Consider the following 16892-nt stretch of genomic DNA (forward strand, 5'->3'; position numbering starts at 1 on the left):
TGGTGATTGGTGATTGGTGATTGGTGATTGGTGATTGGTGATTGGTGATTGGTGATTGGTGATTGGTGATTGGTGATTGGTGATTGGTGATTGGTGATTGGGTGGTTAACTTCCCCCATCACCCCATCACCCATCTTTTTTAACGGTTGGATGTTGTTACACCCTTATGGTTACTATTTGATTCTGGTTGTGGGTGAGGATTTTCACCAGGCTTACTTTCAGTTTCTTGATGTTGAGTTTCTTGTAACTTTCTGGCGGCTAAATATTGATACATTTGCCAACGAGTATTAACATCTTCTTGGGCTTCTTGCAATAATTCTTTTGCCCTTTCTGGGTCAATTTTGGTTAACATCTTGAACCGATTTTCCATGTACATGGAATTTTCAACTGGTATTCTAGGAGTACGAGAATCAAGTTGTAATGGGTTTTGTCCTTGTTCTGCACGATCTGGATTATAACGATACAATAACCAGCGTCCAGAGTCTACAGCAGCTTTTTGATTTTGCATTCCTGTAGCCATATTAATACCATGAGCTACACAATGACTGTAGGCAATAATTATTGATGGTCCATCATAAGCTTCTGCTTCTAAGAAAGCTTTTAATGTGTGTTCATCTCTTGCACCCATAGCCACACTAGCAACATAAACATTACCATAGGTCATAGCTATTAAACCTAAGTCTTTTTTAGCTGCTGGTTTACCACCGGCGGCAAATTTTGCGACTGCACCTTTAGGGGTAGATTTGGACATTTGACCGCCAGTGTTAGAATAAACTTCTGTGTCTAATACCAGAATATTCACATTGCGACCACTAGCAATTACATGATCTAATCCTCCGTAACCAATATCATACGCCCAACCATCACCACCTATAATCCAAACACTCTTTTTCACTAAATAATCAGCCAAGGATTTTAGATTTTGGATTTGAGATTTGAGATTTGTGAAATCGGGATTATTCAACAATTCATCTAATTTATGTTTGAGAATAGATACCCGTTCTCGTTGTTCGTAAATATCCGCTTCGTCTTTTTGTTCAGAATTAAGAATTGGGGTAACTAAATTGTCGCCTATTTGGGGTGCAAGTTGTTGGAGTAAATAGGCTGCCATTTCCGCTTGTTTATCAATAGAAACGCGGAAACCTAAACCAAATTCGGCGTTATCTTCAAATAAACTATTAGACCAAGCTGGACCTCTACCTTCTGCATTTGTTGTCCAAGGTGTGGTAGGTAAGTTACCGCCATAGATGGATGAACAACCGGTAGCATTAGCCACGATCATGCGATCGCCAAATAGTTGAGTTACTAACTTAATATACGGTGTTTCTCCACATCCTCCACAAGCACCAGAGAACTCAAATAACGGTTCTTGCATTTGTTGTTGATTAATTCTATTCAACTTCAAATTGCGGCGGTCTGGATTGGGTAAATTTAAGAAGAAATCCCAGTTTTCCCGTTCTGGTTCTCTTAATGGTCTTTGTTCTGCCATATTAATGGCTTTTTTCTTAGGTTCGGCTTTATTTTTCGCTGGACATACATCTACACATAAAGCACAACCTGTACAATCTTCTGCTGCTACTTGAATGGTAAATTTTAAATCATGCCAATCATGTTCTTTTGCATTTGCACTCTTGAAGGTTGCAGGGGCATTTTCTAATTGTTCAGGTTCATAAACTTTACTGCGGATAACGCTGTGTGGACATACCATCACACATTTACCACATTGAATACAAACGTTGGGGTCCCAAACAGGAATTTCTTGGGCAATATTGCGTTTTTCCCATTTTGATGTACCTGTAGGATATGAACCATCACAAGGTAATGCACTCACTGGTAAATCATCACCTTCACGGGCAATTATTTTCCCTAAAACATCACGCACAAAGACAGGTGCATAATCGGGTATTGGTGATTGGGGACTGGTGATTGGTGATTGGGTAGTTTTTTCTTTGGTGGTGATTTCATACAAGTTATCCAAGGTTTTATCAACTGCTTGGATGTTCATTTGGACGATTTCTTCACCTTTTTTACCGTAGGTTTTACGGATGGATTTTTTAATTTGTGATATGGCTTCTTCTCTGGGTAAAACACCGGAAACAGCAAAGAAACAAGTTTGCATTACTGTGTTAATATGTCCGCCCATTCCCGCTTCCCGTGCGACTTTGTAGGCGTTAATCACATACAATTTGAGATTTTTGTTAATGATCTCTGCTTGCATGGAAGCAGGTAATTTATCCCAAACTTCATCTTTGTCATAAAGTGAATTAAGCAGGAATGTACCACCAGGAACGATATCTTTCAACATGGGGAATTTTTCTACAAACTCCCATTGATGACAAGCGACGAAGTTGGCTTTGGTGATTAAATAGGTAGAACGAATTTGTTGAGGTCCAAACCGCAAATGGGAAACTGTAACAGAACCAGATTTTTTAGAGTCGTAAACAAAGTAACCTTGGGCATAATTATCAGTTTCTTCACCAATAATTTTGATGGAATTTTTGTTTGCCCCGACTGTACCATCTGCACCTAAACCATAGAATATTGCCCTCACTATGCTATCAGGTTCAATGTTAAATTCGGGGTCATATTCTAGGCTAGTATGGGTGACATCATCGTTAATCCCAACTGTAAAATGATTCTTTGGTGTTTCCACAGTCAAATTATCAAATACAGCTTTTACCATTGCGGGTGTAAATTCTTTAGAAGATAACCCGTAACGCCCACCAAGAATCAATTTTAGATTTTGGATTTTAGATTTTGGATTTGCTTCTTGAATTGCAGTCACAACATCTGTATAAAGAGGTTCACCTGTTGCACCTGGTTCTTTTGTCCGATCTAAAACTGCAATACTTTGGGTGGTTTTTGGTAAAGTATCAATAAATCTTTGGGTGTCAAAAGGGCGATATAATCTAACTTTGATTAGACCAACTTTTTCCCCTTGTTTGTTAAGATAATCTACAGTTTCATGGACTGTTTCACAACCAGAACCCATAAGGATAATAATTCTTTCCGCTTGGGGATCTCCATGATATTCAAATAGTTTATATTCTCGCCCTGTAATTTCGGCGAATTGATCCATTACCTTTTGAGTGATATCTGGGCAAGCTAAATAAAATGGGTTCACTGTTTCCCGTGCTTGAAAGTAAACATCGGGATTTTGGGCTGTTCCTCTTAATACTGGATTATCAGGAGTTAATGCCCGTGAACGATGGGCTATAACTAATTCTATGGGGATGATTTTTTGTAAATCTTCTGTTGTTAATGTTTCTACTTTATCTACTTCGTGGGAGGTGCGAAAACCATCAAAAAAGTGTAAGAAAGGAATGCGAGATTCTAAACTTGCACGGGTGGAAATAACGGCAAAATCTTGAGCTTCTTGCACAGATGCAGCGCATAACATGGCAAAACCAGAACTTCTAGTAGCCATGACATCGCTATGATCACCGAAAATTGATAATGCTTGGGCTGCGAGCGATCGCGCTGCAATATGAAATACTGTAGGTGTCAGTTCACCAGCAATTTTGTACATATTCGGGATCATTAACATTAATCCCTGAGATGCGGTAAATGTGGTAGTCAGTGAACCGGTTTGTAATGCACCATGTACCGCACCAGCAACCCCCCCTTCACTTTGCAACTGTACCACTGTGGGAACAGTTCCCCAAATATTCGGTTTATGTTCACTCATCCAAGCATCAGACCATTCTGCCATCGGTGAAGATGGTGTAATGGGATAAATAGCAATAACTTCATTGAGTGGATAGGCTACTCTGGCAACCGCTTCATTACCGTCTATGGTGGCATACGTTCTGGTTTTCATATTAATTAACCTTTGAGAATTTCTCAACTCTGGGTAATTCGTAAAAGGGAATAAGTTGTGGAAATAAATTGTACCCAGTAAGCAGTACCCAGTACCCATTACCTAGTTTCCAGTATCCTGGTGTCTACCTTGAAACTAAACTGAAAATTTGAGGAACTTGTGAGGAAAACTCAAATTTGAGGGTTTAACAAAACTATATACAGCAGGAGTCAGGAGTAAAACTAGCTTGGTGTATAGGTTTCAATTTAGATTCTGTACCTCATTGATCTGCAATCTGCTGTAAATCTCCTTGAGGACGCAGAGTGTCAACTACCCTCACAACTTCCTCAAATTCTAGCTGTAAGTTAAGAGTAGATTAATGACTAGATGTAAACATTCAGCTATCAGTAATCAGTAATCAGCCAATAGCAGCAATAACAAAGATTCAGAAATTTTAATTTCAGGAATGTTATCTGCATCTGTTTCTTTTCAATCTTTGTATTTAAATATTTTAGGTACAGAAGTAAACCGACGGAAACCGATGGCTGAATGATTATGAATAGATAGCAGTTAATATTTGTACAATAAGGGTCTAGGAAATTCCTACATTAAATTTTCATACCTAGTTGGAGATAGAGTTGGCATCAAAAATATTATTATTTCCACCAAAAACTATGATTGACAATGTGCTGCCAATTAATATTGTCAGAAAGATTAATCAGGATTTAGCAATAAGTGGACAAATTACACCAGATCAACTACAACAACTGGCTGATGATGGTTATAAGTCTGTGCTAAATCTATGTTTTTCAGATGAACCAAGCTTCTGGCAACATGAACAGGAAAAAAGTCAACTTTTAGGATTATCCTATATTAATCTGCCTACCAAAATTGCAAATCTCACACATCCAGCAGCAAACCATATTTTTCAAGTTATTAGGGAACTCCCTAAACCACTGTTGATACATTGTGATAATTCCAAACGTTCAGCAGCTATAGTATTATTATATATTTCTACTAAACAGGGAATTGCCTTTGAGCAGGTGTGGCAAAAAACTATTAATTTAGACCTGCTATAGTTAGTTAGCCTAACATAAAAATTATTATTAACAAAAATTTTTGGCTCTACCGTACTTAGTATGCTAAACTGATAGGGAACAGGAAACAGGGAACAGGGATAGAATTAAGTCAAAAATCAAAAGTCAAAATTAATAACTTCTGCTTCCTGCCTCCTGCCTCAAGAGGGCAACCACAGGGGGTTTGCCCCTACTTAGTTATTGTTGAAAGTTTGAGATGAAGTTCCCCGATGATCATTATTGACAGATTGCAATTTCTGTTTAGTTGTAGATGTTGATGTTGTGACCACTTGGCTATTTTCTTTCATGATTCTGCTATAAGTTCGCTGGGGTATATAATGCAGTGGATTATAGCCAATAAAACGCAAAATCAACACACAAGCCCAGGAATATCTCCCATCCGCAATCGCTTCAATAATCTGATTTAATTCGTCAGGAGTAATAACATTCTCAAAGGTAGCTGGAGAAGAAGAAACTCGGTAATTCATGACTAGCCCTGATAAAATTTGTAGTTTTTGCTTTACATTAGCTGCGGTCTCAAGTGGTCTGTAGCCTATGCTTAAATCATTAAGGTTATCAAAAGTTATTTATGTTAATACCTCAGTCAATTGTGTGATTAGAAAAAATAGGAAACACAAACAATCTCTGATATGCAGAATACTCTTTTTTTTCGGTCATTTTAGCCAAGTTGGCAATTTTTATATAAAGAAATTATAATGGATGGCATTTTTTGTATCTTGTTTAAATGCCTATTTAAATAGTGTCACACAAGGCGTTTACAAAAGTGCAATTAGCAGCTATTGAATCAAATAACGTTTTGTGCTAGTTAGCTAAAAGGTGACTATGGTCTGATTTAAGGTTATTATTTTCCTGGGTTTTGGATAACTAATACTCAGAAATCTAAAAATCTAACTAAATATATTGTTCTCTATCTCAGGAATTACTTTATGGTTTCACTCTTGAGTTAGACGCGATAATTTTTACAATTTATTTATAATCGCAGAGAAAATGCACCTTACCCAACCCATCTTTTAAAACGATGGTTTTTAAGGTGAGAAAAATGAGGTTGTGGGTGTTATATTTGGGTAATTCCCTATGTATGAATTATTTCAGGCTATTTTAAACAGTGAAGAAAAAACTGAAATTCGTCAGTTTCTCTGTACTTTAGATACTAAGGATCAACGTTACTTTTTAAGAAATGAAATTTTGCAAGCTTTTGTAGATTATTGTCATCAATCTCAAAAACCGGCTTATTTTTACCATTCTTCTTCTTTAGGAACACTTATTAACTACACCCATGAAATAATTTTGGAAAGGGAAAATACTTGGTTTGTAGTTAGACCGAGAATTGCTAGTCAAGAAGTATGGAAACTAACCTCAGATTTTACTCAGTTTGATTTAATAACTCCTAAAGAATTTTTAGATGTGAGCGATCGCTTAGTCAATCGTTACCAATCTCACATTCTAGAAATTGATCTGCACCCATTTTACCAAGCATCTCCAAGAACTAGCGATCCCCGAAATATTGGTCAAGGTTTGACTTTCCTTAACCATTATCTCTGCAATCAATTTGTTACTGATCCCCAATATTGGTTAGATAAATTGTTTCAAGCATTACAGGCAATACAATACAATGGTATGCGGTTGTTAATTGGCGATCGCATTCGTTCTGGTATTCAGTTTGCCAAACAAATTAAACCAGCCATTACTTTTTTAAGCGAACTTCCCCCTCACCAACCCTACCCAGAATTTCGCTTTCAACTGCAACAACTGGGTTTTGAAGCTGGTTGGGGTAACAATGTAGCGCGATTCAAAGAAACTCTAGAACTCTTACAAAGACTCATCGACACCCCCCAACCTTCCCTCCTGGAAGCCTTTGTATCGCGTATACCCGCAGTTTTTCGAGTTGTTCTTGTTTCTATACATGGTTGGGTAGCGCAAGAAGACGTTTTAGGAAGAGAAGAAACATTAGGTCAAGTTATTTACGTCCTTGAACAAGCACGCAGCTTAGAAAACAAACTACAAGAAGAAATTAAACTTGCTGGTCTGGACTGCTTGGGTATCAAACCTCATGTAATTATTCTGACTCGCCTGATTCCCAACTGTCAAGGAACATTTTGTGACCTGCGATTAGAAAAAGTTAACAACACAGAAAACGCTTGGATTTTGCGAGTTCCTTTCACAAATTCTGATTCAGAAATTACCAATAACTGGATTTCCAAATTTGAAATTTGGTCTTATTTAGAAAAATTTGCTCAAGATGCAGAAAAAGAACTATTAGAGCAATTTCAAGGTAAACCAAATTTGATTATTGGTAACTACAGCGATGGTAACTTAGTTGCTTTTATCCTTGCCCGGAGTTTAAAAGTCACTCAATGTAATATAGCCCATTCCCTAGAAAAACCGAAAAACCTATTCAGTAACTTATATTGGCAAGAATTAGAAGAAAAATATCACTTTTCTGCCCAATTTACAGCAGACTTAATTAGCATGAATGCAGCAGATTTTATCATTGCTTCAACCTATCAAGAAATTGTCGGTACACCAGACACAATGGGGCAATATGAATCTTACAAATGTTTTACAATGCCCGAATTATATCATGTAATTGATGGCATTGATTTATTCAATCCAAAATTTAATATGGTTGCTCCGGGAGTCAGTGAAACATTCTTTTTTCCCTATAACCAAACAGAAAAAAGAAATCCTCAAGAAAGCCAACACATTCAAAACCTATTATTTCACCAAGAAGATGATCACATTTTCGGTAAATTAGACGATATTAACAAAAGACCGATTTTTGCAGTTGCACCCATTACCTCAATTAAAAACCTGACTGGGTTAGTGGAATGTTTTGGTAAAAGTAACGAATTACAATCACGATGTCACCTAATTTTATTAACCAGCAAATTATATGCCGACGAAGCCACAAACTTAGAAGAAGCAGAGGAAATCCAAAAACTACACAATATTATTAACCAGTATACTCTACAAAGTAAAATCCGTTGGTTAGGAATGCGCTTACCTAGCAATAAAATCGGTGAAGCTTATCGCATAATTGCCGATAAACAAGGAATTTATGTTCATTTTGCCCTTTATGAAGCCTTTGGCCGCAGCATTTTAGAAGCAATGATTTCTGGTTTACCAACATTCGCCACTAAATTTGGTGGAGCATTAGAAATTATCGAAGATTGGCAAAATGGATTTCATCTCAATCCCACAGATTTAGCAGGTACAGCGAAAACAATTATCAACTTTTTAGATAAATGTGAATCCCACCCAGAATATTGGCAAGAAACTTCACAATGGATGATTCAAAGAATTCGCAATAAATACAACTGGAAATTACACAATGAACAATTATTAGTCTTAGCTAAAATGTTTAGTTTTTGGAACTTGATTGCCCCAGAAGACAACGAAGCCAGAGATAGATATATGGAAACATTATTTTATCTCATTTATAAACCAAGAGCAGAAAAAATTATCCCCCACGCACAACCACAAAAACAATACCTTCCCATTTAAAAACCTGAAATCTAAAATTCTTAAAAAAATCAACGTAGCCACACCAACAACTCTCTGAAGCTCTCTTACCTTTGTGTACTTTGCGTCCTTTGCGGTTCAATCATATCAAGCCGAAGATAATTGTCAATCGTTAGATAAAAAAAACTACACAACGGGGATGCTCCCTATATCTCTCTTTTTTCTCCCTCCGCGCCTCTGCGCCTCTGCGTGAAAAAATCCATTCATTTAGTAATATTTAATAATAAAAATGGAAAAACAACAAGATTTCATCTACACAGACTGGATATTAATAGAAAACCAGTTTAATCCTGAAAAATTACACGCTAGAGAAACAATTTTCACCATTGGTAACGGTTATTTAGGCACAAGAGGCAGCTTTGAAGAAAGCTATCCCCGTGCATTACCTGCTACATTAATTCACGGTGTTTATGACGATGTTCCCGTAGTTTATACCGAACTAGCCAACTGTCCAGACTGGCTACCATTGATAGTGATGATTGATGGCGAACGCTTTCGTCTCGATCAAGGTACAATATTGCAGTACAACCGTGAACTCGACCTGCGTCAAGGCGTTATTAGCCGTTCTCTACGTTGGCGCAGTCCCACAGGAAAAACCATAGATATCAGCTTTGAACGCTTTGCCAGTTTAGCGGATCATCATGTATTAGGGCAACGTTGCCAGTTAACCACAGTAGATTTTCATGGATTAATTGAAATACAATCTAGTATCAATGGCTACCCAGAAAATAAAGGTTTCAATCACTGGGAAGGACTAGATCAAGGGAAATTTGACCAAGGTTTTTGGTTACACAGTCGCACCCGTTACTCCCATATTGATATCGGGATGGCTGCAAAAATGACCATTTCAGGCATTGAAGCGGCTATGCAAATCAATACCGCACCAGGTTATCCTAGCATCAGCGCCACTTTTTTCTCTGAACCACAGCAAACCGTAACCGTAGAAAAACTCGTTACTGTTTTTACCTCGCGTGATGTTGATCAACCAGTGTTAGCCGCACAGTCAAAACTCGCCCAGTTACCAGATTATATAACTCTTCGTGATGCGAATGAACAAGCTTGGGCTGAGGTTTGGCAACAAAGCGACATTCTCATTGAAGGAGATAGTAAAGCCGCTTTTGCTGTGCGTTATAATTTATTTCAATTGCTCATTGCTGCTCCCCGTGATGATGACAGAGTGAGTATTCCCGCAAAAACCTTGTCTGGGTTTGGTTATCACGGCCATATTTTTTGGGATACGGAAATTTTTATTCTGCCATTTTTTACCTTTACTCAACCAGCACTAGCTCGGAATTTACTTACTTATCGCTATCATACTTTAGATGGGGCGCGGCGGAAAGCGATTCATTATGGATACCAAGGGGCAATGTACGCTTGGGAAAGTGCGGTGACTGGGGATGAAGTAACACCACGCTGGGCGCTACCGAGTGATTATTATGCTGAGGATGTGCGTATTTGGTGCCGCGATCGCGAAATTCATATTAGCTCAGTTATTCCCTATGCTGTATGGTACTATTGGCGAGTGACTGGGGACGATGAATGGCTGAGAGATTATGGTGCAGAGATAATTCTAGATACCGCAATTTTCTGGTCAAGTCGCGTTGAATTTAATTCTCACACTCAACGTTATGAAATACGTAGTGTTATAGGTGCAGATGAATACCATGAATTAGTACATAACAATAGTTTTACTAATCGGATAGTCCAATGGCATTTAGAAAAAGCTGGTATAGTCAATAACCTATTAAGGCGTAATTTCCCGGAATACGCTGAGGAACTAGAGCAGAAATTGCACCTGACTGACGAAATCAGAAACCATTGGCAAGAAATCATTAACAAAATCTGGATTCCCTACGACCCAGAAACGGGATTAGTTGAGCAATGTGAGGGATTTTTCCAGTTAGATGATATTAACTTAGCAGACTACGAACCGCGCCACAAGTCAATGCAAGCCATTTTAGGTATTGAAGGTGCAAATAAACACCAAGTCCTGAAACAACCTGATGTTTTAATGATACTTTATCTCATGCGGGAATCTGCGGAATTTCCTTACAGTAGAAAAAATTTAGAAGTAAATTGGAATTATTACGCACCCCGCACGGATATTACTTATGGTTCTTCCCTGGCTCCAGCTATTCACGCGATATTAGCCGCAGATTTAGGGAAAACCCAGAAAGCTTATGAACGCTTTATGCAAGCGGCGATGGTGGATTTGGAGGATATCCGGGGGAATGCGAATGAAGGTATTCACGGTGCTAGTGCAGGAGGCGTTTGGCAAGCGGTAGTTTTTGGTTTTGGAGGTATTCAATTTACAAATAATCAGCCCGTAGCTCATCCCCATTTACCTCCTGGTTGGACACGCTTAAAGTTTAAATTATACTGGCGTGGCAAATGGCATGATTTTGATTTACACCGGGAAAAAGGGACTGGGAAAACATCTGCTACTAATATTCAAGGTGTGATTTTTGATTTAGATGGTGTGTTAACGGATACGGCTGAATATCACTATCAAGCTTGGCAGAGGTTAGCGGATGAGGAAGGTATACTTTTTAGCCGTCAAGCTAATGAGGCGTTACGGGGAATTTCTCGCCGTGCTTCCCTGATGTTAATTATTGGTAATAGGCGATATTCTGATACACAGATCCAGGAGATGATGGAGCGTAAAAACGATTACTATGTGGAATTGATTGAAAATATCACTCCTGATAATTTGTTACCGGGTGCGGTTTCTTTGTTGGATGATTTGCGTCAAGCTGGGTTAAAAATAGCTCTGGGTTCAGCGAGTAAAAATGCTCATGTAGTGGTTGAAAAGCTGGGAATTAGTGATAAACTGGATGCGATCGCTGATGGTTATAGTGTACATAAACCCAAACCCGCACCAGATTTATTTTTATTTGCAGCCCAGCAGTTAGGACTGCCTCCCCAGCAATGTGTAGTATTTGAAGATGCAGCCGCAGGTATAGATGCAGCTTTAGCCGCAGGTATGTGGGCGGTGGGTATGGGACCACCGGAAAGGGTGGGAAATGCTCACATTGTTTTACCCAGTTTAGCAGGTATGACTTGGGAAAAATTGCAAGAGAAATTTAGGGATATTGCTTTACAGCCCACATTCCCCACCCTAACCTAAGTTTTTGACAGGTGACAGGTGCTACGCCACGGTGACAGTTTCAAGAGTTGGATAGGAACGATTTTTTCTTGAAGTAGGAATTAAGTGCAAGGTTTTTCACTTGCCACCTCATAAAAGCTGGCACTTTTTGAAAGCACTTCGACTGCGCCCTTCGACACCGCCCTTCGACACCGCCCTTCGACTGCGCCCTTCGACTGCGCCCTTCGACTGCGCTCAGGACAGGCTCAGGACAGGCTCAGGACAGGCTCAGTACAAGTCGCTCAGTACAAGTCGCTCAGTACAAGTCAAAATAGCTAAAAGCCTTTACCTGTAAATTTTTCGGATTTATCAATGCCAAACTTCGATACTTTCTCTCAGTGGTTTTGGTTCGCTGGATTTCCTTATAAAAAACAAGACCCTATAAAGCTTTAAAACTTCATAGAGTCTCGTTTTTAATTTGGTGGCGGGAAGTGGATTTGAACCACTGACCTTCGGGTTATGAGCCCGACGAGCTACCAGGCTGCTCTATCCCGCGTCGCTTTCGTCTCTTGACTTTTTTAATATAACTCATAGTCAAGAGTTTGTCAACTACAAAAGCGATAATTCTCCAATTACCTCTAAACGCTTGTATTTCCCCAAGTTCATGAATTTCTCGGACAGGCTTTGGGCAACGCTGGGACTAATCCAACCCATTTGTTGAAGTACATGAATAGCTACGGCATATTTTGCCCGTTTAGCTCCATCCATAACTTTGATAGCTAGTCCCATCCCTTCACCAAGTCGGCCAATGCACTGTACTCCTTCCGCACCTGATTTACTGACCAGTTCACCCGGATTTAAGCGCATCAGTTCTGTGTCAAATTCACCTTTTCCAGCCACCATAGTCGGATGGTGATTCATGGCGCGGACAATGCGTTCCATATCTAAGTTATTGCTGGAGGCGAGTACAGCATATAAAGATGCCATGTGACCGAGTTGCATCAGATATGTGGGAGCGCCGCAGTCGTCATGAACACCGATAAATTCGGCTGCTGGCATTCTCAATAATTCTGCTACCTTGGAGAGAATTAACTGCTGGACTGGGTGTTTACGATCCAAATAGTTATTTAAAGGCCAATGGCGTTGCTGACAAACTGCTAACATTCCAGCGTGTTTACCAGAGCAGTTGTATTCTAGGGTGCTGCGTTTACCTTCTGGAACTGGACATTGCAAGGCGCTGGGGTCAAGGTCAGCCCGCCAGAGGATGTTAAATACTTGTCGTACCTGTTCCATGCTGCCTTTGTGGGAACTGGTAATGATGGCTAAGTCACGATCGCTCAAATCATACCGTTCCAGTGTGCCTGTACTGGTGACAGCTAATGCCTGAAATGGTTTGAGGGCTGAACGGACAAAGGCAGCGGTTTCGGCGTTGCCAGCAACAGATAGAACTCGTCCCCGGTCGTCGCTGACTACAGCCTGGACTATATGCCTAGATTCGATAATACCTTCCCGCAGTAACCGGACTTCCAGTGCTGTGGCTTGTGTTCGTTTTCCCATTGTCAAAACAAATGCCAAACTATAGTACCAATAAGATACATTAAAGCCAAGGCGGCAAAGGTAATTTGCAAGCGTTGGAGAATAGGTTTAATTTCGTAAGAGACAATGAGGCGATCGCGGACAATGACCTCCTGGGGTTTTGTCCAGGTTTGGCCGTCATACCAGCCTGATTCTTCATAGAAGACTGTGGAACTATAAAGGCGATCGCGCACATAGAACCAACCCAAATACAACCGCACCAATATCAGCACTACTCCCACACTAGCAGCGGCAGATCCACAGAGAATAAAATGAACTATATGCTTTTGTGGAGGAAAGCTGGCAGCGGCTACTGGACCTGCAACCAGCCATGACCAACTCCAAATCCAAAAAATCTTGGTGAGATAATTACGCCAGCTTAAGGTAGTATCCCGAAATAGCCAGGAATTTTTTAATTCTTCGTACTCATTGAGTGGTTGTTGTTCTGTGGGAACTGGGCAGTTAGAAACCGATGATCTCATCATCTTGGTTTATCCTCAACCTGATCAGAGTTTGGCAGTGAAATGCGTTCGGCATGAATCCAGAATGCTTCTAAATTATAAAACTCTCGTTCCTTGGGCATCATAATGTGAACAATCACATCTCCATAGTCTTGCAGCACCCAACTCCCCTCAGCTTTTCCTTCTGTCCTTAACGGACGACGTTGCAGGTTCGTTTCCACTTTCTCTTCTATTGCTGCGGCGATCGCTCTGACTTGTACCCTAGAGTAGCCTGTCATCATCACAAAGTAATCAGACAGGTAGGAGACATCTGCTACTTTCAGCAATAAAATCTCACCTGCTTTGCGTTCTGATCCAGCTTCAGCTATGGTTATAGCTAATTTTTCGCTCAGATTATCAGTTTCCGCCATTGAGGTGTTCACTGTTGTTTTGGTCAGTGGAACAGATTCTAATGGTAAATTTCTTGGGAAATAATCAGTCATTCAACCTCAGTTGCTTGTTTCCTTTTTTGATTACAAATTGTCCGATGTGCTTACAAACAACTTGCAATTGTGTGAATAGGTTTTTTTGAATACTAACAAAAAAATCGGTGTTTAGGGGTATAACCAAGGCGAGAAAAAAGGAAACCTTCTTGAGATTAACTACTATTTATGCAGTTGGCTGATTACTGATTGCTAATTAGGGGTTGCTGAGAAAGTCTTTCCGTGAGGGCATAGGAGTCAGGAGTCAGGAGTCAGGAGTCAGGAGAAGATTTGAAAATTTCTTTGCCATCTCTTGAAATCCCAAAAAATGCACACTTTTTCCGGTATACCCTTCAAAACCCTTGCACTTTTTTTCTGTTTATCAGCCTCTAACCTTTGATATATCAAGGTTTTAGGTTTATTCAGCAAACCCTAATTAAGGCTGGCTGAATAAATGTGAAAATATGACAAGTAAAGGGTCTTAGCCTGCTGGAAGTTAAAAAAGTGCAAGACTTGACGAGGTGGGATCTCAAAAACCTTGCATTTAATTTCTACACAAAGGAAAAATCGCTCCCATCGAACTCTTGAAACTGCTCCCTGCTCCCTGCCCCCTGTCTCCACGACAAGACTTTTTCAGCAAACCTTATTTAAAAACACCAAAAAAAACACCAAAAAATTTACCCAGAGCCGATATAATGAGCTTGGGTAAATTTTAAAATGTAATTTTTACGAATTGTTGAAACTGCTGACTTTTAAACAGCACCACTGTTTTTGTTAAATAAAATAGCTATAGTTTTAAGAATCAGCCTTAAATCATACACTAAACTCCAATTTTGTTGATACTGCAAATCAAGACGAATAACATCCTCAAAATTGCGTACTGTCGAGCGGCCATTGACTTGCCATTCACCAGTCATCCCCGGTTTTACATCCAAGCGTTGCCACTCTGGTACTTCATATCGTTCTACTTCATCGGGGGTAGGTGGCCTAGTACCAACTAAACTCATTTCGCCTTTGAGGACGTTCCAAAATTGGGGTAGTTCATCCAGGCTGGTGCGCCGTAACAAGCGTCCTACCTTAGTAATTCTCGGATCGTGATCATTTTTAAAGAAAGCACCTTGGACTTGGTTTTGAACTTGAGATTTCTTAGCTTCTGCATCGACACACATGGAACGAAATTTCCAAATAGCAAAACGCTTACCCATCCACCCACAGCGGGTTTGTTTAAAGAAAATTGGACCGGGATCGTCGATTTGAATAGCGATCGCAATAGGAATGAATAAAAATGCTGTAATTATTAAACCCACCAATGATCCCACTATGTCAATTAATCTTTTCATCCAAGAGGCCACAGAAGGATGTGTTTGAGGTAGGGGATCTGCTTTGCGAGAGTTAGTGATCCGATTATTTTCTTCAATATGATTAGGTTCTATGGGACTAACGCTGTGAGGAGACTCAATAGCAAATACGTGATCTAATCCTGTGAGGTTGAGAACTGCCATCACTTGAGGGGTAACATTACGAAGTGTGAATCCGATCCCTTGTTCTTGGGCATATTTAAAATTACTCACCAAAGCCCCCAAACCACTACTATCCATAAAGATCGTATTTTGGAAGTCAATGATCAGGTGTTGGGGATGGGTATCAGCTTGGATGAGGCTTTGGCAGGTTTGCTTAAAGCGTACAGCATCAACGACGCTCAAACGCATCGACACCTGTACTATTGCTGTATCGTTCAGGTAAGTAACTGGGAAATTTACCTCTGTGGGTTGGCTACTCATGAAGCTATGCAATTTGGTTGCCATTGGGGTCTAATCTGCCAAACATGATTTTTTCCTGGAAAACTACTTAACCTAATTTTGAAAAAAATAAGATTAAGGATAGGTGAGTAGTTTTTCGCGCAGAGATTTGGAGATTGCCGAACACGGTTCACAATGGAAAAACAAGCTAGAAACCTACTGGTTTCATACCCAATCGGTGTCAGCGACTGTGCTAAACCATAGGCGAACGCATTCCTCTCTATCATCTCATGATTGCTAAAACTAAAGTTAAACCTACAGCACGCCTGATTGAAGTTTTCTCTGCTATTCAAGGAGAAGGTCTCAACGTCGGGACACGTCAGATTTTTATTCGCTTTGCAATATGTGACTTGCGTTGTCACTTTTGCGATAGTTCCCATACATGGAATGCTCCCTCTGTATGTCAAATAGAGCGTTCACCAGGATTGCGAGATTTTGAAATCCACTCTAATCCTATTCCTCTATCCACGTTGATCAAATGGGTGGAAAGGCAAAATTTACCTTTTCTACACGATAGCATCAGCTTAACTGGAGGTGAACCGCTTCTTCATGCTCCATTTTTGGCGCAATTTTTGCCGGAAGTGCGATCGCTGAATTTGCCTATATATCTGGAAACTGGGGGACATCGCCCTGAGCAACTGGACATGATTCTCCCCTACCTTGACTCTGTAGGCATGGATTTAAAATTGCCTAGTGTGAGTGGCGAAAGTCATTGGACAGAACATGAAAAATTTCTCCAAATATGCTTTGATGCAAATTTAGAGATTTTTGTCAAGATAATTGTCTCTCAAAGGACTGATCCTGGCGAATTGGAACGAGCAGCTTTATTAGTTAATGGTATATGTCAGGATATTCCTATATTTCTGCAACCTGTGACACCTTTAGCAGAATCTCAAAAATTCAGTCAGGTAGTTGTAGAAGCCCCTACACCAAACCAAGTTTTAGAATGGCAAGCTTTGATGAAGCGATTTGTGAAACAAGTGCGGGTGATCCCCCAAACACATAAAATGTTGAGGCAGTTGTAGGGGACTGGGGACTGGGGACTGGTGACTGGGGACTGGGGACTGGGGACTGGGGACTGGGGACTGGGGAC

Annotated in this window: 10 protein-coding genes and 1 tRNA gene; 4 read left to right on the forward strand and 7 right to left on the reverse strand. The window is 40.0% G+C overall.

Annotation, left to right across the window (positions count from 1 at the left end; translation table 11 throughout):
- Positions 1 to 139 precede the first annotated feature (139 nt).
- A complete protein-coding gene (gene nifJ / locus H6F47_RS22920; protein ID WP_190651165.1) occupies positions 140 to 3820 on the reverse strand; it encodes a pyruvate:ferredoxin (flavodoxin) oxidoreductase in 3681 nt (1226 codons plus the stop codon).
- 653 nt (positions 3821 to 4473) lie between these two features.
- Here nifJ and H6F47_RS22925 point away from each other — a divergent pair.
- Entirely contained in the window at positions 4474 to 4878 is a 405-nt protein-coding gene (locus tag H6F47_RS22925; RefSeq protein ID WP_199291268.1) for a sulfur transferase domain-containing protein, read from the forward strand.
- A 191-nt stretch (positions 4879 to 5069) separates the two neighbouring features.
- On the opposite strand, the gene H6F47_RS22930 is transcribed toward H6F47_RS22925, so the two are convergent.
- A complete protein-coding gene (locus H6F47_RS22930; protein ID WP_137668298.1) occupies positions 5070 to 5363 on the reverse strand; it encodes a HetP family heterocyst commitment protein in 294 nt (97 codons plus the stop codon).
- A 607-nt stretch (positions 5364 to 5970) separates the two neighbouring features.
- On the opposite strand from H6F47_RS22930, the gene H6F47_RS22935 reads away from it, so the two are divergent.
- Both H6F47_RS22935 and pgmB read left to right on the forward strand, forming a co-directional pair.
- Positions 5971 to 8400, forward strand: coding sequence for a sucrose synthase (locus tag H6F47_RS22935; protein WP_190651166.1), 2430 nt, complete (start codon positions 5971 to 5973; stop codon positions 8398 to 8400).
- Positions 8401 to 8647: 247 nt separating this feature from the next.
- The gene (gene pgmB / locus H6F47_RS22940) at positions 8648 to 11545 is read left to right on the forward strand and encodes a beta-phosphoglucomutase (protein WP_190651167.1); all 2898 of its coding nucleotides are present in this window, start codon (positions 8648 to 8650) and stop codon (positions 11543 to 11545) included.
- A 437-nt stretch (positions 11546 to 11982) separates the two neighbouring features.
- Here the strand turns inward: pgmB and H6F47_RS22945 are convergent.
- From H6F47_RS22945 to H6F47_RS22965, 5 genes are all read right to left on the reverse strand, one after another.
- Positions 11983 to 12059, reverse strand: a tRNA-Met gene (locus tag H6F47_RS22945).
- A gap of 53 nt (positions 12060 to 12112) precedes the next feature.
- Positions 12113 to 13066 (reverse strand): asparaginase, encoded by a 954-nt coding sequence (locus H6F47_RS22950; protein ID WP_096572724.1) that lies wholly within the window; start codon positions 13064 to 13066, stop codon positions 12113 to 12115.
- Positions 13063 to 13563: a CGLD27 family protein gene (locus H6F47_RS22955; protein WP_096569469.1), complete on the reverse strand. Its 501-nt coding sequence runs from the start codon at positions 13561 to 13563 to the stop codon at positions 13063 to 13065. Before H6F47_RS22955 ends, H6F47_RS22950 begins: the two co-directional genes overlap by 4 nt.
- The gene (gene rsfS / locus H6F47_RS22960) at positions 13560 to 14021 is read right to left on the reverse strand and encodes a ribosome silencing factor (protein ID WP_096569472.1); all 462 of its coding nucleotides are present in this window, start codon (positions 14019 to 14021) and stop codon (positions 13560 to 13562) included. The genes H6F47_RS22955 and rsfS overlap by 4 nt, the downstream gene beginning before the upstream one ends.
- Before the next feature lie 731 nt (positions 14022 to 14752).
- Positions 14753 to 15805: an anti-sigma factor antagonist gene (locus tag H6F47_RS22965; RefSeq protein ID WP_190651168.1), complete on the reverse strand. Its 1053-nt coding sequence runs from the start codon at positions 15803 to 15805 to the stop codon at positions 14753 to 14755.
- Positions 15806 to 16029: 224 nt separating this feature from the next.
- Between H6F47_RS22965 and H6F47_RS22970 the strand changes: the two genes are divergently transcribed.
- Entirely contained in the window at positions 16030 to 16824 is a 795-nt protein-coding gene (locus H6F47_RS22970; protein WP_137669468.1) for a 7-carboxy-7-deazaguanine synthase QueE, read from the forward strand.
- Positions 16825 to 16892: the final 68 nt, after the last annotated feature.

The organism is Sphaerospermopsis sp. FACHB-1094, from assembly GCF_014696195.1.
Taxonomy (GTDB): Bacteria; Cyanobacteriota; Cyanobacteriia; order Cyanobacteriales; family Nostocaceae; genus Sphaerospermopsis; species Sphaerospermopsis kisseleviana.

Excerpts from the sequence above, each read along its gene's own strand:
- nifJ (WP_190651165.1), bottom strand. The coding sequence starts at position 3,820 with ATGAAAACCAGAACGTATGCCACCATAGACGGTAATGAAGCGGTTGCC.
- H6F47_RS22925 (WP_199291268.1), top strand. The coding sequence starts at position 4,474 with ATGATTGACAATGTGCTGCCAATTAATATTGTCAGAAAGATTAATCAG.
- H6F47_RS22930 (WP_137668298.1), bottom strand. The coding sequence starts at position 5,363 with ATGAATTACCGAGTTTCTTCTTCTCCAGCTACCTTTGAGAATGTTATT.
- H6F47_RS22935 (WP_190651166.1), top strand. The coding sequence starts at position 5,971 with ATGTATGAATTATTTCAGGCTATTTTAAACAGTGAAGAAAAAACTGAA.
- pgmB (WP_190651167.1), top strand. The coding sequence starts at position 8,648 with ATGGAAAAACAACAAGATTTCATCTACACAGACTGGATATTAATAGAA.
- H6F47_RS22955 (WP_096569469.1), bottom strand. The coding sequence starts at position 13,563 with ATGATGAGATCATCGGTTTCTAACTGCCCAGTTCCCACAGAACAACAA.
- rsfS (WP_096569472.1), bottom strand. The coding sequence starts at position 14,021 with ATGACTGATTATTTCCCAAGAAATTTACCATTAGAATCTGTTCCACTG.
- H6F47_RS22965 (WP_190651168.1), bottom strand. The coding sequence starts at position 15,805 with ATGGCAACCAAATTGCATAGCTTCATGAGTAGCCAACCCACAGAGGTA.
- H6F47_RS22970 (WP_137669468.1), top strand. The coding sequence starts at position 16,030 with ATGATTGCTAAAACTAAAGTTAAACCTACAGCACGCCTGATTGAAGTT.